At 63.8% G+C, this 21158-nt stretch carries 23 protein-coding genes; 11 read left to right on the forward strand and 12 right to left on the reverse strand.

Going from position 1 to position 21158, the window contains the following annotated elements:
* The first annotated feature begins 97 nt into the window (after positions 1-97).
* Positions 98-679 carry a recombinase family protein gene (locus tag I2487_RS13890; RefSeq protein WP_207172771.1) on the forward strand — a complete coding sequence of 194 codons (582 nt, stop codon included), beginning with the start codon at positions 98-100 and terminating at the stop codon, positions 677-679.
* Positions 680-790: 111 nt separating this feature from the next.
* On the forward strand, positions 791-1387 hold the full coding sequence (locus tag I2487_RS13895) for a recombinase family protein (protein ID WP_207172769.1): 597 nt from the start codon (positions 791-793) through the stop codon (positions 1385-1387).
* Here I2487_RS13895 and I2487_RS13900 read toward each other — a convergent pair.
* The 8 genes from I2487_RS13900 to I2487_RS13935 all read right to left on the reverse strand — a co-directional run bounded on the left by I2487_RS13900 (position 1367) and on the right by I2487_RS13935 (position 8051).
* Entirely contained in the window at positions 1367-1573 is a 207-nt protein-coding gene (locus I2487_RS13900) for a hypothetical protein (protein WP_207172767.1), read from the reverse strand. The genes I2487_RS13895 and I2487_RS13900 overlap by 21 nt on opposite strands.
* A gap of 7 nt (positions 1574-1580) precedes the next feature.
* Positions 1581-1853, reverse strand: a complete 273-nt coding sequence (locus I2487_RS13905) for a hypothetical protein (RefSeq protein WP_207172765.1) — start codon at positions 1851-1853, stop codon at positions 1581-1583.
* A 12-nt stretch (positions 1854-1865) separates the two neighbouring features.
* On the reverse strand, positions 1866-2465 hold the full coding sequence (locus I2487_RS13910; RefSeq protein ID WP_207172763.1) for a ParA family protein: 600 nt from the start codon (positions 2463-2465) through the stop codon (positions 1866-1868).
* 615 nt (positions 2466-3080) lie between these two features.
* Entirely contained in the window at positions 3081-4193 is a 1113-nt protein-coding gene (locus I2487_RS13915) for a replication initiation protein (protein ID WP_207172762.1), read from the reverse strand.
* A 296-nt stretch (positions 4194-4489) separates the two neighbouring features.
* A complete protein-coding gene (locus I2487_RS13920) occupies positions 4490-4687 on the reverse strand; it encodes a hypothetical protein (protein ID WP_207172761.1) in 198 nt (65 codons plus the stop codon).
* 150 nt (positions 4688-4837) lie between these two features.
* Complete coding sequence (locus tag I2487_RS13925; protein WP_207172760.1) at positions 4838-6238, reverse strand: AAA family ATPase; 1401 nt, start codon at positions 6236-6238, stop codon at positions 4838-4840.
* The gene (locus tag I2487_RS13930) at positions 6238-7764 is read right to left on the reverse strand and encodes a hypothetical protein (RefSeq protein WP_207172759.1); all 1527 of its coding nucleotides are present in this window, start codon (positions 7762-7764) and stop codon (positions 6238-6240) included. Before I2487_RS13930 ends, I2487_RS13925 begins: the two co-directional genes overlap by 1 nt.
* A complete protein-coding gene (locus I2487_RS13935) occupies positions 7764-8051 on the reverse strand; it encodes a helix-turn-helix domain-containing protein (protein WP_207172758.1) in 288 nt (95 codons plus the stop codon). Before I2487_RS13935 ends, I2487_RS13930 begins: the two co-directional genes overlap by 1 nt.
* Before the next feature lie 171 nt (positions 8052-8222).
* On the opposite strand from I2487_RS13935, the gene I2487_RS13940 reads away from it, so the two are divergent.
* The 7 genes from I2487_RS13940 to I2487_RS13970 are packed head-to-tail and all read left to right on the forward strand — an operon-like array spanning position 8223 to position 16583.
* Positions 8223-8843 carry a DUF6668 family protein gene (locus tag I2487_RS13940; protein ID WP_207172757.1) on the forward strand — a complete coding sequence of 207 codons (621 nt, stop codon included), beginning with the start codon at positions 8223-8225 and terminating at the stop codon, positions 8841-8843.
* Positions 8840-9130, forward strand: a complete 291-nt coding sequence (locus I2487_RS13945) for a hypothetical protein (RefSeq protein WP_255546437.1) — start codon at positions 8840-8842, stop codon at positions 9128-9130. Before I2487_RS13940 ends, I2487_RS13945 begins: the two co-directional genes overlap by 4 nt.
* Positions 9131-9162: 32 nt before the next feature.
* A complete protein-coding gene (locus I2487_RS13950; protein WP_207172755.1) occupies positions 9163-9903 on the forward strand; it encodes a DUF8175 domain-containg protein in 741 nt (246 codons plus the stop codon).
* Positions 9904-9908: 5 nt separating this feature from the next.
* Positions 9909-11672, forward strand: a complete 1764-nt coding sequence (locus tag I2487_RS13955) for a hypothetical protein (RefSeq protein ID WP_207172754.1) — start codon at positions 9909-9911, stop codon at positions 11670-11672.
* Entirely contained in the window at positions 11669-13180 is a 1512-nt protein-coding gene (locus I2487_RS13960) for an SCO6880 family protein (RefSeq protein WP_207172753.1), read from the forward strand. The genes I2487_RS13955 and I2487_RS13960 overlap by 4 nt, the downstream gene beginning before the upstream one ends.
* A gap of 26 nt (positions 13181-13206) precedes the next feature.
* On the forward strand, positions 13207-14841 hold the full coding sequence (locus I2487_RS13965; RefSeq protein ID WP_255546444.1) for a putative type IV secretion/conjugal transfer ATPase: 1635 nt from the start codon (positions 13207-13209) through the stop codon (positions 14839-14841).
* Positions 14838-16583: a type IV secretory system conjugative DNA transfer family protein gene (locus tag I2487_RS13970; RefSeq protein ID WP_207172752.1), complete on the forward strand. Its 1746-nt coding sequence runs from the start codon at positions 14838-14840 to the stop codon at positions 16581-16583. The genes I2487_RS13965 and I2487_RS13970 overlap by 4 nt, the downstream gene beginning before the upstream one ends.
* Before the next feature lie 77 nt (positions 16584-16660).
* Here the strand turns inward: I2487_RS13970 and I2487_RS13975 are convergent, their stop codons facing one another.
* The 4 genes from I2487_RS13975 to I2487_RS13990 are packed head-to-tail and all read right to left on the reverse strand — an operon-like array spanning position 16661 to position 20036.
* On the reverse strand, positions 16661-17188 hold the full coding sequence (locus I2487_RS13975; protein WP_207172751.1) for a DUF4913 domain-containing protein: 528 nt from the start codon (positions 17186-17188) through the stop codon (positions 16661-16663).
* Positions 17185-18117, reverse strand: coding sequence for a hypothetical protein (locus I2487_RS13980; protein ID WP_207172750.1), 933 nt, complete (start codon positions 18115-18117; stop codon positions 17185-17187). Before I2487_RS13980 ends, I2487_RS13975 begins: the two co-directional genes overlap by 4 nt.
* Before the next feature lie 21 nt (positions 18118-18138).
* On the reverse strand, positions 18139-19635 hold the full coding sequence (locus I2487_RS13985) for a relaxase/mobilization nuclease domain-containing protein (protein WP_207172749.1): 1497 nt from the start codon (positions 19633-19635) through the stop codon (positions 18139-18141).
* Positions 19632-20036 (reverse strand): plasmid mobilization protein, encoded by a 405-nt coding sequence (locus tag I2487_RS13990; protein WP_255546445.1) that lies wholly within the window; start codon positions 20034-20036, stop codon positions 19632-19634. Before I2487_RS13990 ends, I2487_RS13985 begins: the two co-directional genes overlap by 4 nt.
* 387 nt (positions 20037-20423) lie before the next feature.
* Between I2487_RS13990 and I2487_RS13995 the strand changes: the two genes are divergently transcribed.
* Positions 20424-20687 carry a hypothetical protein gene (locus I2487_RS13995; RefSeq protein ID WP_207172746.1) on the forward strand — a complete coding sequence of 88 codons (264 nt, stop codon included), beginning with the start codon at positions 20424-20426 and terminating at the stop codon, positions 20685-20687.
* The gene (locus I2487_RS14000; RefSeq protein WP_207172744.1) at positions 20684-20983 is read left to right on the forward strand and encodes a hypothetical protein; all 300 of its coding nucleotides are present in this window, start codon (positions 20684-20686) and stop codon (positions 20981-20983) included. The genes I2487_RS13995 and I2487_RS14000 overlap by 4 nt, the downstream gene beginning before the upstream one ends.
* The last annotated feature ends 175 nt before the right edge of the window (positions 20984-21158 follow it).

Raw genomic sequence — 21158 nt, forward strand, 5'->3', positions numbered from 1 at the left:
CTCAAACCACTCCATACAGATACTGGGCTCAGAGTGCACGTATACCCCGCCCGATTAAAAGCACGGTGAAGGCCCCTTATCTGCAACACTGAGGGCCATGACTGGACTGAAGATCGGATACGCCCGGGTCTCGACCACCGGACAAGACCTCACCGCCCAACGCGAAGGACTCATCACCCTCGGCGTCGACCCCGATCAGGTCTACGTCGACCACGGACTCACCGGCACCAACCGAACCCGACCCGGACTCCGCGAAGCCCTCGCAGCCGTCCGCTCAGGAGACACCCTGGTGGTCACGAAGCTCGACCGCCTCGCCCGCTCACTGCCTGACGCACGGAACATCGCGGATGAACTCACCACCAAAGGGGTGACGCTCAGCATCGGCGGCAGCCTCTACGACCCCAACGACGCGGTAGGCCGGCTGCTCTTCAACGTCCTAGGCATGGTGGCAGAGTTCGAAGCCGACCTCATACGCGCACGCACCAGAGAAGGAATGGCAGTCGCGAAGTCGAAGGGTCGACTCCGGGGCAAGCAGCCCAAGCTTTCTCCCTCGAAGCGGAAGCATCTCCTGACTACGCATAAGGCTGGGACCCACACCCAGACTGAACTGGCAGAGCTCTTCGACGTCTCCCGAGCGACGATCTACCGAGAGCTTCAACGCGCCCAACCGGAAACTTGACCAATAGGTGCGCCACAAAACGATGCGATATCACCGCCATTTAGCGCTGCAATCCACACAGTCGGGGCACGTCGCGTGACGTGTCCGCGCGGTCTAGCGAAGATCTTAGACATGACGCCACAAATTGAAGGGCATCGGGTGGCCTACCTGCGGGTCTCGACCACGGATCAGAATTTGGATCGCCAGCAGGCAGCCGTTGGTGATGTTCACATGAGTTTCGAGGAACACGCTTCGACTTCTTCTCGGCGCGGCCGGCCTGAGCTTGGACGACTGCTGAGCTATGTGCGGGTCGGCGATGAAGTGGTGGTGGCCTCGATGGACCGGCTGGCCCGGTCGGTGATCGACCTGAGTCAGATCACCGATGAGCTGATGGCCAAGGGAGTTCGACTGCGCTTCGTGGCTGAGTCGGTGACTTACTCGCCTTCCGGCTCCGACCCCTACGCTCGATTCCAACTGCGTCTCTTGGGCTCGGTGGCTGATCTGGAACGCTCGATCATCCGTGAGCGACAAGCTGACGGGATCGCGGCGGCGAAAGCTCGTGGCGCCTATCAGGGCCGGCCGCTGGCGCTCTCTGCGGAAGATGCCGACGCTGCGCGCCGCCTGGTGGCTGAGGGTGTCCCCAAAGCTGAGGTAGCGCGCCGCTACGGGATCAACCGATCAACGCTCTCCAGGACCGTCCTACGGTCTTCAGTCCTGCACAGCGCGTAGCTGCTGCAAGGCGTCAATGAGGTCGTCTATCGCGTGATTGCGGTCATAGCCACTCATAGCGACATTGATCCACCGAGCGGGCTCCACGAAAGCTGTGTTCTCGATCTTCACGGCGGCTTCGCCGTCTGAGTTCGGGGCAACTGAAATGGTGTCGCCATAGTTGACGGTTATGAACTGCTCTTCCATAGCGCTTTCAGTCCTTCGGGATAGTCGTAATGCCGTCGCGTTCCATGCCTTCGTAGATGTAGCGAAGCACCACATCGCGCATGGATACATCCCGCTTGAGTGCTTCCCACCTCAACGTGCGATGCACGTCCTCGGGTAGATCAAAGGTGGTTTTCTTCGTCGGGGAGGTCTCGGTGACCTCGCGGAAGGTGTGTGCCACTCCCCCGGCCTGGTCGGGCTTGGGTGCGCTGTTCCTGCGCTGTATGGCTGCGGCCATTGGGTTCGGCTTTGGTGCGCTCATGGTCTGTGGTCCTTAGCTGGTCAGGGCGCGCATAGTGGCGCTGAGTTCGGTAATGACTTCCTCATAACCGTGGAGCCGCACCCCGGAGAGGTCCGTATGCCAGGCCCGGTTGATCTCCTGGCGGTCCGGGATCGCCGTCGTAAAGACGGCGATATCAGCATCGGTGAGCATTTCGCGGGACTGCTTGTAGAGCTGGTGCCGCTGGTCAACTCGCCACAGCAGGATCGCGGCGGGAGTCGTCATAGCCTCATAGGTCTGAATGGCCCGGTCCATGTCAGCGATGGTGGTCCCTGTGGGGATGACGACCATATCTGCGGCGGCGGCTGCCGCGTCGATGATCGCGGGATCATTGGGCGCGGTGTCGATGAACAGGAAATCAACGGTGGACTTCTCCACGGTCTTAGCGAGGGTTGCACGGTTGGCGATGTTCACCGGGAAGTGCAGCGGGGTTCCCGCTGCCTCGGCCGCCTCGGCCCAGCTACTCGCGCTCCCCTGGGGGTCAGCGTCGATGACTTCGGAGCTGTACCCGGCCCTGTAGGCCGCTTCGGCACTCATTAGAGACGAGGAAGTCTTACCTACGCCCCCCTTACCGTTCAGATAAGCAACTCGCATATCTCCATACCTCCGTGTCTATGGTTCCCCGTTGCGCTACATCTAAGGTGCGACGGGTTACCAGGAATAATATTGCCGTATTTATGGCAGCCCGTTTAGATATATCACCATCATAGCAGCTACCCGTTTCCCCGTCCCGACGGGTGTACGGGAGTATGTATGTACGGGCGCCCATACAAACGGCAAACCATAAATAATACTTACAGAGATATGGAGGGGCGGGGGAGACTTGGCACCCTGCGCGAGACACCAACCGGGCGGAACTGTTCACCTGTTGAGCTGTGGTGCGGTCGCTGGTGCTGAGGGCAGGCGGTGGCCTGGGACGTGTCATACGGGCTGATTAGCGTGGGAGTCACGACGACGAGGGGAGCTGCGATGACTGCTGCGGAGACTGAGGGACCGACTGCGGGGGAGTACGCAGCACTGCTGGCCATCCTGGAACGGATCGGCCACGGAGCACCACCGATTCCCCTGTGGAGTCTCAGTGGTGCAGGGCTGACCGCTGCACGATTGAAAGCTGCGGTGCACGCGTTGGCTCTGCGGGGCTGCATTCGAGCGTCCTATAGGGCAGGGCTACCCGATGGGGTAGTAGAGGTCCGTCCCGAAGCAGGGCGGTTAGCTGCGGAGTGGACCGCTGGGCGGTCCTGAGCTGCTGTCGCCGGGGGAGTCAGGCCAGCGGGTGGGGATCTCGCAGGGTGTTCCAGGCCGGCGCGGTGGCCATGACGGGTGCCGGGGGTGAGCCCGTGTATGGCGGAGGGGTCTACGGAACACCTGATGCTCCACCGATGAGAATTGGCACTGATGCTGCACATGCCGGCGTAGCCACCGGTAAACCGTGGCTGGTGCGGCCGCGAGCTTCTGCCCGATAGAGGCCGCTGAATGGCCCTGTGCGCGCATCTTCTGGGCCTGGCGGGCTTTGGTGTCTGTGCGGGGCTTGCGGGCCGCTGCGGACGCGGCAGGGCCTAGCGCGCGGGCGGCGCGCTGCGCAGCCGTGTTGGCTGATCCGCCGCGTCGTCCCATCTCTGCCATGAGTTCCCGTATCTGGGACGGAACGGCGACTGTGGAGCGGTGGCCACGGGGGTTCGCCATGTAGCGGGTGATGCTTCGGATGATCCCGTGCACCTCAGCGGCTTTCATGGGCTCGGGTGCTGCGTCGTTGGTCTCCCAGGCCACAGCCTCGAAATCTTCGCCGGCGTAGGCGGCGTGGCGGGCGACGTCGAACACGGTCTGGTTCCGGTTTCCGGTGTCGATCGCGGCCGCGATCGCGCGGTGAGCTTTCTTGGTGGCGCTGCGGCCGGTGAAGCGCATCCCCTCGGGCCATAGGTCCGCCGTTTTGAGCGCCTGGTGTAGATGCCTGAGCCCGTAGACCGGGGGAGTGGCCGACGCGCGCAGCTCCACACGGGCATAGGTGGGGTTGCGGACCCGCACGGGGGTCAGCGGGTCTACCGCTTCGTCGCCGGTCAGCGCGGAGCGCAGCGCAGCGCCAACGGCGCGCGCGTAGGCGACCGGGCGCTCACGGGCGGTTGAGCGGAGGTCTACCGGGTCGATCATCCAGCCGGCTTGTGCGCCCTTGCGGGTCTCCACGATCCAGGAGGGGCGGATCTCCGCCGGGATCGTGTCAAAGATCTCGAGGATCGCATCTGGTCGGTCTATGTCGATGACCAGGGCCGACCCCACGGAACGTGAGGGCGTGAAGAACTCGAAACCTGCCAGGTCAGCGGCGCTCACTCGCACCGAAGGGGCGGTCTTAGTTGCGGACGCGCGAGCCCACGCGGTACCGATATGGCTTAAGAAGGCAGCACGAAACGCCGTATGGCGCTCCGTAGACTGTTTCGGGTGGTTTGGCGGTGTTACAGTAGGAAACACGCGAGACCCCTGAACAGGTCATAGGCGTGATCCCCTTGCACGGGGGACATAATCGAATCTCCTTCGGGAGGAAGATCAGAACCGGTTAGTTTGGCGACGTAGCGGTTCTGACAAGTCTTATGAAGAAGCGTTCACCGGTAGGTGGGCGCTTCTTCTTTTTACGCGGACATTGGTAGTGGCTCCTGGCCCTCGACCGCGTCTATGTCGAGGGTGTCGAGATCCTTAATGATCAGGGCGGCGATGTAGTCAACCTTGGTCTCTCCGGTTGCGGCTGAGAGTCGGTTGAGCTTGTCGTAGTAAGCGCGCGGAATCTTCGTAGTCAGCGATACCCGATCACCCTTATACGGCCTGGTCATCCTGATCTCCTTACGTCACGACTGGAACACTGCTCAATCTGTCACGGTATAGCCACAAAATCGTGTAAGACGTTATGGCGTGTCGGAGGAAATCGCCTCCCTGGCGAGCAGGAAAGGCACCGTTAGCAGGAATAGCGCCGAAGTCATGACTTAGAGCCCTCTCGCGACCGCGGCGGCGGCGCGCAGCCATGCGCGCTGTGTGGAGCTGCGCAGCGCGTCATAGTGCAGCACTCCATCGACCATTGCCGGGTCATACGGGATCGCCACCGCTTCTCGAGCGAGCTTGCTGAACCCGTTGCGCACTTCTTCGGCTTCGGTGGGCCGTGCGCTGTTGTTGGATTCTGAGACCACGACCACGGCCTCATCGGCCAGGGCTGCGGATCGCTCGTCACGGTCTGCGAGAGCTTCGAGCAGAAGGGCGCCGGCCTCGGCGTGCTCGTCCTTGGTGGTGGTGGCCACCACCAGTTGGTCGCTGAGGTCGATCATGCGCTTCCACAGCGGATCGGACTCGTCGTTGCCGGAGTCGATGAAGATCAGCCGGTAGAACTTGCTGGTGACCTGGTGAATGGCGTCCACGTCGCCGGCATCGACGCGCTGCGCGTCGGCCAGGGCCACCGGCTTCGAGCGCAGCACGTCGTAGCGGTCGGTGGTCTGGTGGTGCACGAAGTGGGCCAGGTCTGCCGACTGTGCCCCGGTGGAGAGAAGGTCATTGGCCTTTGGCAGCAGATCAAGGATCGTCGCATCGTGGGGGCCTTGCTCGGTGCGCCATCCCAGGGTGCCGCGCGTCTGGTTGTTGTCGTAGGCCAGCACGCCGCCGCCGCCGAACCGGGCGAATACTGCTGAGAGCAGGATCGTCGTCGGGGTCTTTGAGGCTCCACCTTTGCCGTTGACGATGGCGATGGTGCGGGGTCCGGGCCAGTGCTGGGAGACCGCTTGGCGGTCGATCCGCTGGGCCTTCTCGGCCTCGCTCGGCGCGATACGGATACCCATGCTCGCCAGCACGCCGCGCCACCCTTCGGTGGCCGGCTGCTCGCGCTGTTCTTGGTTGAGGAAGCTCTGGCGCTGCTCGCGGACCTGCCGCCGGCTCGCGGCCGGGGCAGAAGTGGAATCCGCAGTGAGCGGGTTCGGCCGCGCCGGGGCCTGTGTCGAGGGCTCTGCCGGTGATGCTGCGGCCAGTGATGCTGCGGTCGGTGGGGGAGTGGGCTCTACTGGCTGCGCGGCCGGCTTGGGTTCTGCCGGCGCTGCTGCTGCGGCCGGCGCTGCGTTGGGCTGCTCGGGCTCGGACTGAGCTGGTGCCGGGGAGCTGTTGGGAACCTGGTCGGCAGGAACAGGGGTCACGGTCCCGCGTGGCTCGATCAGCAACGTCGTGGGGGGAGTCTCATCGGTCACGGCGTAGAGCTTTTCGCCGGCTGCTCGGGCGCGCTCCACGAGCGCGTCTATGGCTTCGGTCTGCGCCTGGTGGTAGGTGCCGGCGACGATGGTCTGTGGCTCCATTCCCTCCCCGTGCAGGGTGGCGGTCCCGTCATCGGTGATGCTGATCTGAATAGTCATCAATCGTCCTGTTCGTCCTGGGTGGGCTCTTCGGGGTCTGTCTCGTCGGTGGATTCCTCCTCGGAGGTTCCTGCGGGGGCGCGGTAGAGAATGATCTGATCCAGCCGGGGGGCGGTCACATAGGCCGCGTCCTCCGCCACGATCACCGGGGCGGTGTCGTCCTCGGTGAAGGTCGCGTAGGACTGCGCGCCGTCTTGGGGTCGGCCCAGGTCCACCAGGGCCGGCCCGTCGCTGGTGTTGCCGTAGAGGGTGTTCGCCTCGATCACGGGATCTTCCATCGCGGGGATCTCGTTCAGGCTGGGATCGTCGTCGTATCTAACCGCCAGGGTGCCGATCACGGCGCGCTGCGAGTCGGTGTTGTAGGTGATCTCAGCCGACTCGTGAGGCAGCTGCTCCACCTGGTCTTTGATGATCGTTTCCCCGGTCTCCTGGTCGATGACGGCAATGACCGGGGAGGCTTGAGAATCAGGCGCAGACCAGCCCAGCACGAGCGCATCGGTGCCGGCGGTCCAGAACACATCTGCGGGGCCGTCCACGCTCTCAGGAGGCGTGAACTCGGTAGTAGTGGACTCTCCATCGAGTCCAGTCCTGTAAATGGTTTCAGGGCCTAGTGAGACGGCTTCACCGTCCACGGCGGATACCGGATCGGACCCGGCGGGGATGGTGGCCTCAGTCAGCGTGCCCTCGTCGTCGGGGACCAACACGATGAAGTCACCGAGAGACACCAGCGGGGTGTCTCCGCCCCACAGGATCTCGGCCTCATTGGCCACAGGGACTTGTTCAGGCGCGACCGCCTCACCGGGGGTGACATCTTCGAGCGGCCACAAGGTGAGGTTGCCCCGGTTGTAGGAGGCAAGGACCGGCTGGCCGGTCCAGGTGGTCTCGTGGATCTCAGAGAGATCCTGCGGAGCACCTGAACCGGCCCACTCGGGTTCAGCAGTCTTAGGGTCTCGGGCGGAGAGGATTCCATCGCTATTTGCGGTGAGAATCCTGCCGTCGTCGAGCCCTGTGGCTGCGGTGTCGTCGTTGATATCTACTGACCAGTCCGAAGGGCCGGTGAACCCTTCGGGCAGTCCTACGGGGATCTGCTCGCCGGCACCGGGGATCTCCCACTGTGGCGCGGCGTTCTGGTCGTGGTCTGTCTCGGTGCTCAGGTGCACAGCGAGAGCGGTGGTTCCAGCTAATGCACCCAGGGTGATGATGACTCCGCCGAGAATGGTGGCGGGGCGTATGAACGGTTTTCTCTGCTGCGATTCAGGGGTGGGTGTGGTGTCGAGGGGTTCGCCGTCAACGGTGACGATCATCGTCCACTCTTCCCCGATGGGGGTACGGATCTTGACGCGAACGGCGGTCAGTCCGTGACCCTCTGCTTTGCGCGCTGCGGCGTCTTTCGCCGCGTCGGCAATGTTCACTCCGTGGGCGGGTTCGATGGGAACACCATCGAGCTCAGCGGTCTCGTTGTCCTCGTCGTAGTCGATGACGTAGCACGGGAACGCTGGCACCTGCTCAGGAGTGAGGGGGTCCATCAGTCTGAATCCTTCTCCTTCTCAGCGGTCTCGTCCTCCACGGCTTCGACCTCCACGGGATCGCTGTCGTCGTCCTGCATTTCATCGGCGTGGAGCAGGAACTCGCGCAGCTTGGGCTTCATGATGCGGTTGACTCTTCGACCGGCGTTGATCGAGAGCAACCGGCCCTCTCGAATCCACTGGTTGACGGTGTTGAGCCGTACGCGCAGGAGGTCAGCGACCTCCTTGGGATGCGCAAGATCCGGGAAATCTTCAAGCAGCAGGTCAATGGATTCTGGATCGTTCACTCTCATTCTCCTTATAATAGCTATGCGACGCAAGATAGGTAAACAGCGTGCATGTGTTTAGTGATATTTACGGTGAACACTGGTATTTTTGGGTCGTACCCAGCTATTTTCATTGTATGAAGGCCAGCAGCTAACGGGCTGTCCATTGGTGAGCAAAGGGAGCAAAAGTCTGTGCAGCGTAGTAACCCCTTTACACAGGCACCGCCGGAAGAGCCAGAGAACACGGTAGAGATGCGAGACGACGTACTGGGGAACCAGACCATCGTCAATGGACCTCCGGCCCCATTGCCGTTCGTCTCACCGCCAGCAGACATGGTGCGCTGGCCGCGTATCGAGATCTCCGATCATCGGCTGATCACAGTGGCCGGGCTCCACGGGGGAGCCGGAACCTCCACCGTCGCGGCCATGCTCGGAGACCAAGCGACCGACGCCGGCACCGGCTGGCCCGTCGCCGCCGGGTGGGTGCGACCGCTGCCGACGCTGCGTGTCGTGGTGGTCGCGCGAACTCACTGGGTCGGCCTCGACGCAGCGGAGAACTTCACTCAGCAGTGGATCTCCGGTGAACTCACCGACTCCCGCCTCCTGGGGCTGGTGTTGGTCGATGACGCTCCGAAGCTGATGGAGCAGCAGCGCCGCGCGGTGAAGCGGTTGCTGCAAAAAGTGCCAACGGGAGCACATATCCCGTGGGTGGAGCACTGGCGTATCCAAGCGCCTGACTTCACCTCGCCGCCTAAGCGGCTGCAAAAGATTATTCGCACGTTCCACACCAAAGCAGAAGAGGACAACACATGATGATGCTCGAACTTCTTTCCGCACTCTCTGGACTGACCCCGGCGGGGATCGTCCCGGACGTGAGCCCGGAAGCGCCTCCTGGGGTCGAGGGGTTCACCACCCTTCTGAACTGGATCTCCTGGGGCGTGATCATGCTCGGCCTGGCCGGGTTCCTCGCCTCGGCCGGCTACCTGGCGTTCGCGTCCTTCACCGGCCGTGAGATCCAGGGCTTCAAGGGCCTGGTGATCTCGATCATCGTCTGCATCCTCGCGGTGGCAGCGGCCGCGATCATTCGCGTCTTTATCTAGAGCACTCACGCCACCACGGAACGGGAACCGATATGGCACAGAAACAACAGCACAGCGGCGGGAAATCGTGGATCTTCTGGGGCGCGGGTCTATTGATCGTCATCGTCGTGGTGGTCGTGGGTCTGCTCACGATCCCCTCGGGCTCTGATGAGGCCGAAGAACCCGACGAGGGCCTGAATGCTGAGGGTCCAGATCCCTCGGCTGAGCCCGTGGAACCAGAAGAGGAAGAGCCCACCGAAGCAGAGGGTGAGGGGCCGGCCCGGTGTGAGGATATGGACGCCGATAGTGCGTTCCCCACTGAGGCACCGGCCTTCGAGTGGCAAGACTTCGACGGGGCGGAGAACTTCTCCGTTCCTGTCTCGGATGAGCACGGGCCAGCCGTCCAGGAGGACGGCTTCTGGCGCTGCTTCTCGCAGACACCAACCGGCGCAGCCATCGCAGCGCCCATCTTGTTCGCTGACTTTGTCGCGGGTGACACCTACGAAGCAGCGGTAGATAGTCCTGGTGCTCGTTCGGCATACCCAGCCGGTGATCCCGAAGCGTCGGAAGCTTTCGATGGTCTGCTGGTCAGGGGCTTCCGCATCGTTGACTCGTCGGACTCTGAGGCCACGGTGCAACTGTGGGTGAGCGTTCCAGATACCCCCGGTGACGCGATGTTTGAATTCATCCTTGTTTGGGATGACGAAGCCAACGACTGGCGCGTGGATCTCGCTAGTGGAGCACCACCAGTTGAGGTCATCGAGGACACCAGCGATTACGTGGAGTGGCGGTAAGTCTCATGGCTGCGGAAGAAGAATGTGAGCCGTGGCAGCTCGTCTGCCGGGGCGGCAATGCGCTCGGTGACCTTGCTGGGAACGCGGCGACTGCCGCACTAGAAGCGGTCGCTCAGGGCCTCGCCAACGGTGCGGTGTCGTTCCTGGAAATGATCTCTACCTGGTGGATGAACGCGCCAGGGCCGGATATGAACAACCCTGCGGTGGCCTCTATCCAAGCCGATACGGGCTATTTCATCGCGGCGTTTGCGATCATCGGTTTCTTGCTCGGTATCGCCCGGATGCTGCTGAGCATGGACTTCAAAAAGATCATCACTGCCTTTGCCCCGATTGTGACCCTGATCGTGGTCACGGGCGTTTACGCGGTGGCTATCGGCGCGCTGCTCACCGCTGGTGACAGCACAGCCGCATGGCTGCTCGACCGGGCGACTGAGGGTGACGCGAACCTAGAGGTTCTGGCGGCTCCGGTCGGTGAAATGGGCCAGAACATCGGGGTCTATCTGATCGTGTCTCTGCTGACGTTCTTCGGCGCGATCATGAATTTCTTGCTGATGATCTTCCGCGACGTCGTGATCCTGGTCCTGCTCGCGTTCCTGCCCGTCGTGGCGGCTTCTACCGGCTCCGTCTCGGGTAAACAGGCGTTCCAGAAGACCAACGGCTGGCTTATCGCCCTGCTGCTCTTCAAGCCGGTTGCTGCCGGTATCTACGCGCTCGGGCTGCGCATGATGACCGAAGATTCCGAGATCGAGGGGCTGGCGGGTGAGTTGCAGAACTACTCGGCGGCGATGACCGGAATGCTCATTCTGGCGCTGGCGGGGCTCGCGTTGCCGGCGTTGATCAAGTTCATCGTTCCTGCTGCCGCGATGGGCGCTGCTGCCTTTGGCGGCGGCGCAGCTATCGCGGGTGCGGCCACGGTCGCGGCTGGTGCCGCTGTGGTGGCGGGCACGGGTGGAGCTGCTGCCCCTGCCGTTGCTGGGGGCGGCGCGGCCGCTGCTGGCGGTGGTGGAGCTGCGGCCGGTGGTGGTGCCGGCGCTGCTGGCGCGGCCGGCGGCGGTGCTGGTGGTGGAGCGGCTGGCGCTGCTGGCGGTGGTTCTGGCTCGGCCTCGGCCGGCGGCGGTGGTTCTGCGGCTGGACAGGCTGCCGGCGGTTCTGGGGCCGGTGGAGCCGGTTCCGGTGGCTCTGGTGACGGCGCTGCGGGTGCCTCTCCTGGTGGGGCTGCTCCCGCGTCTGACAGCGACTCGGGCTCTGGTGACGGTGGCTCGGGTGAATCCGGGGTCGGCGGCGCGGCCGGCGGCGCGGAATCGGCCGGCGGTGACAGTGGCGGATCTTCTGCCGGTGGTGCTGCTGATGGATCGTCCTCGGGCGGCGGCGCTGCGGAGGGTGCTTCCTCGGGCGGCGCGTCCGGCGGTGGTCAGGGCGCGGCGACTCCCGCCGGGGCCTCAGCCGCCGGCGGTGCTTCTGGCTCGTCCGGCGGTGTTGAGGGTGCCGGCGGTGTGGGTGGTGCTGGCGTGGACGCTGGCACTCCCAGCGGCGCGGACTCACCGGGAGCCGGTGACGGCGGCGCATCGGGTGGCGGCGCTCCTGGCGGTTCAGCGGCCGGCGGTGCTGCACCGAGCACCGGCAATGACTCCGGCGGCAACGCCGGGAAGTCTGGTGGATCGGCTGCTGCCAAGACCCAACAGTTGAAGAACGTCATTGATACCGGCACCGCCTCTGGTGCTCAGGTGAACCAGGCCGTTGAAGGCGACGACGGGGAGAGTGGCGCATGAGCGATTCAACCTCCGGGGTGATCCCCGGCGTATACGGCAATCTGCGGCACCCTCAGCGCACCGGCATCCTCGGGCTCTCCCTGGGTGTCTCACTGGCCGGGGTGCCCTTCATCCTGGTCTCGATCATCCTCATGGCCACCGGCCGCGCAACTGCGGCCGGGGTGGTCATGGGCACCGGCATTCTCGGGGCCGTGCTTCTGCTGGCCACCAAGCGGCAAGGCCGCTCGATCTACGGGAGAACCATGCTCAAAATTGCGCAGCGCCGCAAAGAACGTTCTGGCAAGCACCTCTACGTCTCTGGTCCCACGGGTCAGACACCAGACGGGGTGACTCGGCTGCCGGGACTCATGGCAGATACCGAACTTTCCGAGCACCGCGATAGCGCGGGTCAGCCCTTCGGGCTGCTGCGCATCACCGGCCGGGGCGCGTACAACTACTCGGTGGTCATCGAAGCGCGGCCCGATGGTGACGCCCTGGTAGACGCTGAATCGGTCAACCGCCAGGTGGCTCACTGGGGCGGCTGGCTCCAAGCACGCGGCCAAGAGGACGGAATCCGCGGGGCCTCGGTCACCATTGAATCCGCACCGGATACCGGGCTTCGGCTGCGCCGGCTGCTCTCGCATAACCGGGCAGACGGTGGCCCGGAATTCGCGCGCATGGTCACTGACGGAATTGCCAGCGAGTATGACCACGGCGCGCCGGAAATGACGGTGCGTCTCACGGTCACCTTCGACGGTAAAGCCTGGGAAGCGAACAAGGATCGCGGCCGCGATGAAATGGCAATCGACATAGGCGACCGGCTCCCCGGCATCCTCGGTGGTCTGCATTCCACCGGGGCCGGGGTCGTGCGCGCGTGCACGGCTCAGGAGATCATCGACTTCACCCGCGTGGCCTATGACCCGACCACCGCCTCAGCAATCGAGGAAGCGCAGATGGACGGCGGCACCAACCTTCGCTGGGAGGATGCCGGCCCGTCCTATGCTGCGGATCTCTTCGAGCACTACAAGCACGACAGGGCCTACTCGGCGTCCTGGACGCTCTATGAGGAACCGCGCGGAACCTTCACCCACGATTCACTGCGCCGGCTCCTAGAGCCCATGCCTGGGGTGCTGCGTAAGCGCGTGACCCTGCTCTATCGTCCGGTGCCTATCGACCGGACCACGGATCTCGTGCAGCGCGAGATCAAAGAAGCGACCTTCGGCGGATCTCAGCAGCGCGTGTCAGTGCGCGCAGCGCAGCGGCAGAAAGCGGCGCTGAAATCCGCACAGGAGGAAACGATGGGAGCCGGTGTGGCCCGGTTCGGGACCATCGTCACCGTCTCGGTGTCTGATCCCCAACAGTTCCGCCGGCTGGATAAGGAAGTGCCGGGGCTGTTCTCGAGAACTCGTCTGCGGGTCCGCAAAGCTCTGGCGAATCAGGCCGTGACCTTCCAGGCCGGCTTGCCGCTGGGGATGGTGCTGCCCGATCACATGCTCCTGAACGACGAGATCCAAGACTTCTTCTCCTAAGCCGCGATCACACTTGAAGGGTGCTGATGATGAGTCCACGAAAGGCCAAAGACCAGGAACCGGCAGAAGATTCACGGCTGGTTCTCTCCAAGCGGGATAAGGCTCGGCTAGAGCGTGAAGAGCGTCGAGCTCGCGCGACCGCGAAGCCGGTCACCGGGCTTCGGCGGCTGTTCGCGCAGGTCAGCTCGGATCGTCAGGCCACGCTCTCCCGGCCGGGGGCTACCGGCTGGAATCGTCGCGGTGGTGGCCCGGTGGGCTTCATCGAGCGGCCCTATGAGCTGCAAGGGACCACAGTGCAGCTCTGCGGCTACTGGCCCTTTATCGCCGGTTCCGGCGTGGATCTCGTCGGCGCTCCGCTCGGGGTGGATTTGCGGCGCCGGTCCCTGGTCTGCGCGGACCCGATCTCCTGGTTTACCTCTGAGCTGATCCGTAACCCGTCCGGGTTCGTGCTGGGGCAACCGGGCCTGGGGAAGTCCTCGCTGGTTAAGCGCATGGTCGCGGTGCTCCTGGATTGGGGCATCATCCCTATGGCGCTGTCGGACGCGCGTCCCGATTATGTGGACCTCATTCGCGCGGCCGATGGTCAGGTGATCGAGTTCGCTCCGGGCCGGTCCCATATCAACCCTATGGATATGTCGATGTTCGCTAAGGCGCTGGCCACGGTGACCAACGAGAGTGCCCGTGCCGAAGGTCTCAATGACCTGCGTACCCAGCAGCTCTCTTTGATGAGTGGGCTGGTGGCCATGTTTGCGCGGCGCAGTCTTGACCCGCATGAGACGACGATCCTCTCTCACGCGATCCGCACTCTCGACCCAGATCTGAGCACGCCGGTCCTGATCCCAGAACTGACGGATTTCATTCGGTCCCGGCCGGCCACGCTACGGACCCTGTCTCTGACCCACGACGACGAGAACGCCTATGACGCTCGCGTGCAGGGGCTCTTGGATGCGCTGATCGCGATGGGTCCAGATGGGCTCTATGGGGATCTCTTTTCGCAGCCGACCTCGGCGCACATCATCCCCGGTAAGCCGGTGGTGTTCGATGTGTCCGGGGTCAATGAGAACGACACCGTTCTCATGGCTGCGGTGCAGTCGTTGTGTTGGAACCTCGGCACTGTCACCGTGGCCACGGAGAAGATCGTGACCACGGATCGCGGCATTCCGCCGAAGCATTACCTTCTGGTGATGGATGAGCTGTGGAAGGTGCTGCGGGCCTCTGAGCAGATGGTCTACTTCGTGGACTCCCTGACGCGGCTGAATCGTGGTCGCGGCATTGGCCAGATCATGATTACCCACACCATGAACGATTTGAAGCTCTCATCCGAGACGTTGACCGATATCGCGTGGGGGTTCGTGAACCGCTCAGAAATGGTGTTCCTCGGCGGTCTCGCGCCGGACGAGATGGGGAACCTAGAGACTGTGTTCGCCCTCTCGGACACGGAGAAGTCCTGGATCACGGACTGGACCGATGACTCGGGCGGCGGCGTCGGCACGGAGCGCCGGCCGCACACCGGCAAGTTCATTCTCAAGACGGGTAAGCGGCCGGGTATCCCCTTCAAGGTGCTCCAAGTCGCGGCAGAGGTCGCCGTGACCGACACCAACCAAGCATGGAAGAAGCAGGGCTCGGGTAGCTCGACTGAGCAGAACGGGGCGCTGGTATGAGCAACCGTGCAGGACGTAGGAGCCAGCCCGGTTCCGGTGAGGCCGGCTGGATCGTCCTCGGCGGATTCCTCGCCGTGGTGCTGCTGCTGGTCATGGGCTGGTGGGGCGCTGCGCTCATTGATCCAGCGATCACCGGCCCTGCCGGTGAACGTGACCCGTTCACGATCATCACCGGACAGGCCACCGGGGCGCTGCCGGTCACGGCGGCGCAGCTCGTCATGTTCGCCGGGATCGTGCTCGCGGTGCTGGTCCTGGTGGGGCTGCTGGTCTTTGCAGCCCTACGCCAGCGGTCCAAGTCCTCGCGGGTCGATCACCTGGCTCGGTCTATGTCTCGGCCCAAGGATCTCGACGGGCTCAGCGTGAAGGCACAGAAAGCTACGGCGGAACGGCTGCGCGCCTCCAACGCCTCGGCCGGTGTGCCGCTGGCACGCTCGGTGGCCAACAACAAGGAGCTGCGCGCCTCGTGGGAGTGGGTGCAGACCTGGATCATGGGGCCTCGTGCCGGTAAGACCTCGTGTGTCTGTGTCCCTCAGATCATCGAGACCAACGGGCCGGTGCTGGCGACCTCGAATAAGCGAGACATTGTGGACCTCACGAGGAAGCCCCGCGGGGAGAAGGGGCAAGTGTGGGTCCACGATCCCCAGGACATTATCGGTGAGGAACCGTCCTGGTTCTGGAACCCGTTGAGCTTCGTGCGTGACATGGAGACGGCGCAGAAGCTCGCGGACGTGTTCATTACCTCGGAGACCTCGGCCGGGGCCTCCCAGGATGCTTATTTCACCTCTGACGGTAAGCGGCTGCTCTCTCACCTGTTCTTGGCTGCCGCGCTGTCGAAGCGTCCGATCACGGACGTGTTCACCTGGGCCAATGACCCGGATGACCCGACGCCGCGCGAGGCGCTGCACAGCGCCGGCAGTCCCAGCTATGCCGATGCGCTGGGCCAGATCATGATGCTCACCCCGAAGCAGCGTGACGGCGTGTACGGCACCGTGCGCCCGTGGGTCTCGGTGCTCGGGGATGAGCGGGTGATGCCGTGGCTGCGAGATCCCCAGATCCCAGGCGTGCAAGAGTTCGATCACGAAGAGTTCTCCAAGACCACGGACACGCTGTATCTGATCTCGCGTGAGGGAGGCGGATCTGCTCGCGCGATCACGGCCGCGTTGGTCATGGCCACACTGACCTCGGCGGAGAAGCGCGCCGGCCGGCTGCCTGGTGGCCGGCTCTCGCCGCCTGTTATGGCGGTGCTCGATGAGGCCGCGAACGTGGTCCGGTGGCGTGAGCTGCCGGATCTGTATTCGCACTATGGTTCGCGCGGCATCGTGGTCTCGACGTTCTTCCAGAGCTTTGTCCAGGGTGTGGAGGCGTTCGGGAAAGAAGGGATGCGCAAGCTCTGGTCCTCGGCCAATATCCGGGTGGCCGGCTCGGGTCTCTCGGAGGATGAGTTTCTGCCGTTCCTCTCCCAGCTCATCGGGGAACGTGACGTGATCAAACGTCAGACCAGCACCCAGACTCGCGGCCGGTCTACCTCGACCTCGATCCAGCGGGAACGGATCATGGACGTGGCCGATCTCGCGGGGATGCCTTCGGGGCGTGCGCTGCTGTTCAGCTCCGGCCAGCCGGCCGCGCTGATGAAGCTCGAACACTTCTCCGCGAAGCCTTACGCTAAGGCCGTCAAGGAGTCCCAGGCTCACTATGAGGCCCAGCTCGGCAGACCAAACCCGCTGACAAACCAGAGGCCGTGAGAACGGCATAGAGCGCCGCACACGCAACTGTCCCCCCAGCCGCTTCATGCGGCCGGGGGGACAGTTCTATGTCCGGGCTACTGCTCGCGTGGGTCGCCGGCTTCCCGGAACCATCCTCGCGGCGTGGGGGTGGTCTCCCAGGCTGGCGGCACGATGTTGCTGCGCACCGGGTCATAGGTGGCGTGGTAGTTCCAGAACGGGCCGTCAGGGGCCGTGAGCTGATCCATGATCGGGTACAGGTAATCGCGGTAGAACACCGCGATTCCTGTCCCTGGTTCGAGCCGTAGATGCTCCCAGGCTTGCCACAGCGCTTCGAGGGCTCCGCCGACCTCTTCGTAGTGCCACCACTTCGGGTCCCAGCGGCGGGTGCTCCCGCCAAGCTGACGCCGGTAGTGCGGCAACAGCCAGCCGTTCACCCATTCCCCCGCGTTGGGGTAGGCAAGCGCCGTGGCCTCGTCCTCGGCCGGCTCGTCCTCGGTCGTCGCCGGCTCCGGTGCGGCCTCGGTCGTGGGCTGCGCTGCGGGGGCATCTGCCTCGGCTGCGCTCTCGTTCTCGTCGGGGTCGGTGATCTCTAGTTCGGGCGCGAATCCTGCCGTATCGCTCACCGGGAGACCTCCTGGACCTTGTTCTGCGTCTTGGCCGCTCCGCGTGCAGGAGTGGGGCCGGTATTGCCTTTGCCAGTGACGGCGGTCTGCGCGGACATGGGGAAGGCTTGGGCCTGGCGTTGCCGCACGGCGACCAGGGCCGGGTCAAGCTTCTGAATCTCGTCAAGCTCCTGCTTCGTGACTCGCGCGTAGGGCTCGGGCTGGCGTCCGCCGGTGGCTTCCTCCGACCGGGCGTGCTCGCGGTCCTGGTGGGCCTCCGCGCCGGCCCGGTCGGCCTCGGCAAGATTCTCTGTCTCTGACTTCTGCGCCTCGGCTGCGCGGTCGCTCGCTTCCTTGCCCTCGGGAGTCTGTTCCTGCTCGACCGGGGCGGCGGCTGCGGCCTTTTCGGCCGGCTGCTCGGCGTCGTTTTCGGCCGGCGCGATCTCGGCGGCTGCGACCTCGGGCGCTGCGCCGTCACGCTGCGCGTCAATGCGTGCCTGGTCGGCGTCCACGTCAGCGCGCGCACGGTCGAAATAGTCATCGAGTGCATCGCGCAGCGCGTGGTGACGATCCTCCAATGAGTTCGGGTGATCGCGGTTCATCTGCTCGACGTTGATCCCGAAGTCATTGCGCAGCACATCAGCGGTGTGCATGGCTGCCATGCGCGCGTCGGGCTGTGTGCGTGCCAGGTGTGAGGCCACGGTCATGTGGTCGGCAATGTTCTCGCTCGACGCGGTGCGCCAGAACTCGCGGCTGTAGACCTCTTGGCGCAGACCAGTTGCCAACTGGGCTTCCTGTCTGCGCTGCTGTTCGGTGATCGCGGCGCGCTCCTGGGCCTGGGCCTGGTGCTGCCGGGTCGCTGCTTCCCTGTACTGCATCGCGGACCCGGTGAGGGTGCGCGCCATGATTGCAACACTCTCGGTGATCTCTGATTCTTCGTTGTCAGCCATCGTTATTCCTTCCGTGGTGGATTAGCGTCCGTGTCCCCGGTCTGCGCTGCCACGAGTGGGGCGATGAACACTCATAGGGGTTCGTGTTGGCTCTTTGCTCGGCTCCTTATCTGGTGCCGTGCTCCCGCTCTTCTCGGTCTCTTTCTGCACTCGGATGATCTCGGCGCGAACGATCCGATCTGCCTGGGCCAGCACGGGCAGAGTCGTCGCGGTGAGCTGCGGCCTGTTGGTGGCCAGCTTGTCATCGGTCATCGCTCGGGCGAGCCGGTTGGCTTGTTGCAAAACAGCGAGCCAACTGCGCGCGGAATTCTTCGAGGCGAACCGCGCTCCGAGGCGCAGCGCGTGCGCAGCGTTGCCACCTCCCTGCGCGGCCCGGGCGTAGTTCTCGGAGAGCTGGTGGAACACTCCCGGCTTGTCCTTCTCCATCGACATTGAGACCCGCGCGTAGATGTTCGCCAGGGCGTCCGGGCCGGCATTGCCCTTCATGAGCTGCTGCGCGCGGCGCGGCTCGAAATCGTGCACTCGGGACGTGCGATCTGGCTGCGCAATGGACCCTGAATGGATGCCGCGCAGCAAACGGTCTGCGCCCTCCTTGCCTTCACCGTTGAACCGGGCGCTGATGTAGGGCCACCCCAATGTCCGGTCGATCTTTGACGGGGCATAGTAGATCGTCGATTCCTTGGAGCCGCGCTCGGGAGCGATCCCGACGCGGTAGCCCACGATCCTGTCTGTGGAGCCCTTGGCGAAGCGTGGAGCAACCCGCACGCCTGAGTCCATGAGGCGCTGCACGTATTCGTGCTGGTTCGATGACGTGGCCAGGGCTGAGCGCATCCGGCGGCGCAGCTCGGCCGGTGCCGGCATGGCCTGGCCGTTGCGCTGCGCGGTGACCCGCTCGGCTGGCTTATCCCCCGCAAGACCACGGCTCTTATCGCGGGATTCGAGAACCACGAGTCCGTGCTTCTGCTCGATCTCACTGGCGACTTTCTGGGACCGGCGCTTGTCGAAATGAACGTCGGCTTTCGTGCCGTCCTCGCGGACCATCTGCACGGCGATGTGAATGTGATCGTTGCCGTTCTTGGACTCTCCGTGATGTATGGCAGCCCACCGGGAAGTCTTGGCTCCGTCCGGGTCGATGAAGCCCATTCCTTCCACGAAATCGTGTGCGATCTCGGACCACTTCTCATCGCGGAGCTGTCCTTCGTCAGCTTTGAGAGAGAGCGAGCAATGCCAGACGTGAGCGTCTTTCGTGCCGGTGGTCACGTACTCGGACTTTTCCTGATCGAACTCTTTGACCGGCTCCTGAACTGACGTGCCGTGGGCCTTGCGTGGTGCATCGAGAACGTTGGCGATATCTAGGGCGTCATCACGGCTGAGGTTCTTACCGGGCTCGACGGCGAACGTCACCAGATCGTGTCCCGCAATGAGGCGCTGATCGGTGTGTTCGTTGGCTCGACCTGGACCGGCAAGGTACATGACGAGTCCGGCCATGCGACCGCCGCGCGTGACGTTGGGCATCATGTGGCATCGGCCTCATCGGGAGACACGGCCAGGCTCGACACGGCATCGCCCGTGCGCTGCATAGTGGCGCGGACCTGAGTCAGTGAATGAGTCAGCTCCGCGCTGATTTCCTTCGTGAGTGCATCCTCGGCGTTCGCGTGGCGAGCGAGCTGATTAATGTTGTTGCCGATAGCGGCCAGCGCGGCCTGGATCTTATGAAGGCTGAGAATCATCTCGTGGCGCTCTGCCACGGATATGCCGCGATCACGAGACAGCGCAGATTCCTTCAAGAATCGCGCTGGCGTCATCCCGGCTTTGGCAGCGGCGAAGTAGAGGGCGTTGTCCTCGAACTCGGTGAGCTTCACTTCACGAGTGACTGGGCGACCGCCTTTGACGTTCGCTTGCCGCATCCGTTTTGCCATGAAACTCACCGCCCTTCCGCCCAGTGCAACGACTCTCGAACCGTCCCGGTTCTAGAGTGCCACAGGCCCAGCGCAGCGACAAGGGCCGCAAGCGAGTTAGCCCGGCTAACTCTACAGCTTGCTCCGTCTGGAACACCTTATGTTGGTCTGTGCAAGGTTCTGACGTGCGCGCCTGAAAGACAGGCGTTCTTTTCGCCGGGGAAGCTTACGGGCTGCGCAGAACCGGTCAAGCCGTCCGACCGGCTTTCGCGGCATATCCTCACTCAATCGCTCCGCTCAATCGCTCCGGTATTCCACGGACCACTCTCCAGGCTGGACCGAACCTGCTCCACCCGATTTTCGGCAGTTGCCGAAAAGAACGGCAGCCAAGCAAACCAGGAGGAACCTATGTCTCGGATCATCACTCCCAGCGAGGTAGCGGAACAGCTCAACGTCACAGAAGATGATCTCGCGTTCTGGCGCGGGGCCGGTCTCGGGCCGGTCTGGCTGAACATCGAACCGGACACGATTCGCTACCTGGACTCCAAGGTTCACCAGTGGTTGGTCGGGCAGCTCGATCACCCGGCACCGACTTTGAACGTGACCAGCTCAGACGATGGGGCTGCGCCTCTTCAAAAGGAACAGCTACCCGACGTAGACTCGGGCGCATGAGTGAAATCACCCCAGCACAGCGCCACGTTCTCGATGAGGCACAGCGAGTCAACGAAGAGCGTATGAAAGCCGTGGAAGATCTTGCGAAAGCCGTCGCGCGGCGCGTGGATCTCGAACACGAACTTAACGAAGCCAAGAAGGAAGAGAAGCGCCTGATGACCGCTGCTGAGAAGCAGGGTTGGACCCGCGCTCAGGTGACGAAGTTCGCTAAGCCACCGAAGGCGGCTGCGCGCAAGTCAGCGGACACCGAAGCCGATACACCGGAACGGATGAACCACGATATGACGCACAGCTAATCACTGTGTGCCTAGACTTCATCGGGAAGGTGCCACCAGGTCGGACGGGAACTCTGGTGGCACCTTTTCCTGTATCCGGCTCCGTGGTGAGTCGGGTCAGCGGGGAGCGCGAGGGGCGGCAGCCCCTCGCCGTTGTGCGCCGCTCGATGCGGCGTGCAGCGATACCGCGCTAGAA

Source organism: Nesterenkonia sp. E16_10, assembly GCF_017347085.1.
Lineage (GTDB): Bacteria > Actinomycetota > Actinomycetes > Actinomycetales > Micrococcaceae > Nesterenkonia.

Bases quoted from the DNA above. Each gene is read 5' to 3' on its own strand.
- I2487_RS13890 (WP_207172771.1), top strand. From the start codon at position 98: ATGACTGGACTGAAGATCGGATACGCCCGGGTCTCGACCACCGGACAA.
- I2487_RS13895 (WP_207172769.1), top strand. From the start codon at position 791: ATGACGCCACAAATTGAAGGGCATCGGGTGGCCTACCTGCGGGTCTCG.
- I2487_RS13900 (WP_207172767.1), bottom strand. From the start codon at position 1,573: ATGGAAGAGCAGTTCATAACCGTCAACTATGGCGACACCATTTCAGTT.
- I2487_RS13905 (WP_207172765.1), bottom strand. From the start codon at position 1,853: ATGAGCGCACCAAAGCCGAACCCAATGGCCGCAGCCATACAGCGCAGG.
- I2487_RS13910 (WP_207172763.1), bottom strand. From the start codon at position 2,465: ATGCGAGTTGCTTATCTGAACGGTAAGGGGGGCGTAGGTAAGACTTCC.
- I2487_RS13920 (WP_207172761.1), bottom strand. From the start codon at position 4,687: ATGACCAGGCCGTATAAGGGTGATCGGGTATCGCTGACTACGAAGATT.
- I2487_RS13925 (WP_207172760.1), bottom strand. From the start codon at position 6,238: ATGACTATTCAGATCAGCATCACCGATGACGGGACCGCCACCCTGCAC.
- I2487_RS13930 (WP_207172759.1), bottom strand. From the start codon at position 7,764: ATGGACCCCCTCACTCCTGAGCAGGTGCCAGCGTTCCCGTGCTACGTC.
- I2487_RS13945 (WP_255546437.1), top strand. From the start codon at position 8,840: ATGATGATGCTCGAACTTCTTTCCGCACTCTCTGGACTGACCCCGGCG.
- I2487_RS13950 (WP_207172755.1), top strand. From the start codon at position 9,163: ATGGCACAGAAACAACAGCACAGCGGCGGGAAATCGTGGATCTTCTGG.
- I2487_RS13955 (WP_207172754.1), top strand. From the start codon at position 9,909: ATGGCTGCGGAAGAAGAATGTGAGCCGTGGCAGCTCGTCTGCCGGGGC.
- I2487_RS13960 (WP_207172753.1), top strand. From the start codon at position 11,669: ATGAGCGATTCAACCTCCGGGGTGATCCCCGGCGTATACGGCAATCTG.
- I2487_RS13965 (WP_255546444.1), top strand. From the start codon at position 13,207: ATGATGAGTCCACGAAAGGCCAAAGACCAGGAACCGGCAGAAGATTCA.
- I2487_RS13970 (WP_207172752.1), top strand. From the start codon at position 14,838: ATGAGCAACCGTGCAGGACGTAGGAGCCAGCCCGGTTCCGGTGAGGCC.
- I2487_RS13980 (WP_207172750.1), bottom strand. From the start codon at position 18,117: ATGGCTGACAACGAAGAATCAGAGATCACCGAGAGTGTTGCAATCATG.
- I2487_RS13985 (WP_207172749.1), bottom strand. From the start codon at position 19,635: ATGATGCCCAACGTCACGCGCGGCGGTCGCATGGCCGGACTCGTCATG.
- I2487_RS13990 (WP_255546445.1), bottom strand. From the start codon at position 20,036: ATGGCAAAACGGATGCGGCAAGCGAACGTCAAAGGCGGTCGCCCAGTC.
- I2487_RS13995 (WP_207172746.1), top strand. From the start codon at position 20,424: ATGTCTCGGATCATCACTCCCAGCGAGGTAGCGGAACAGCTCAACGTC.
- I2487_RS14000 (WP_207172744.1), top strand. From the start codon at position 20,684: ATGAGTGAAATCACCCCAGCACAGCGCCACGTTCTCGATGAGGCACAG.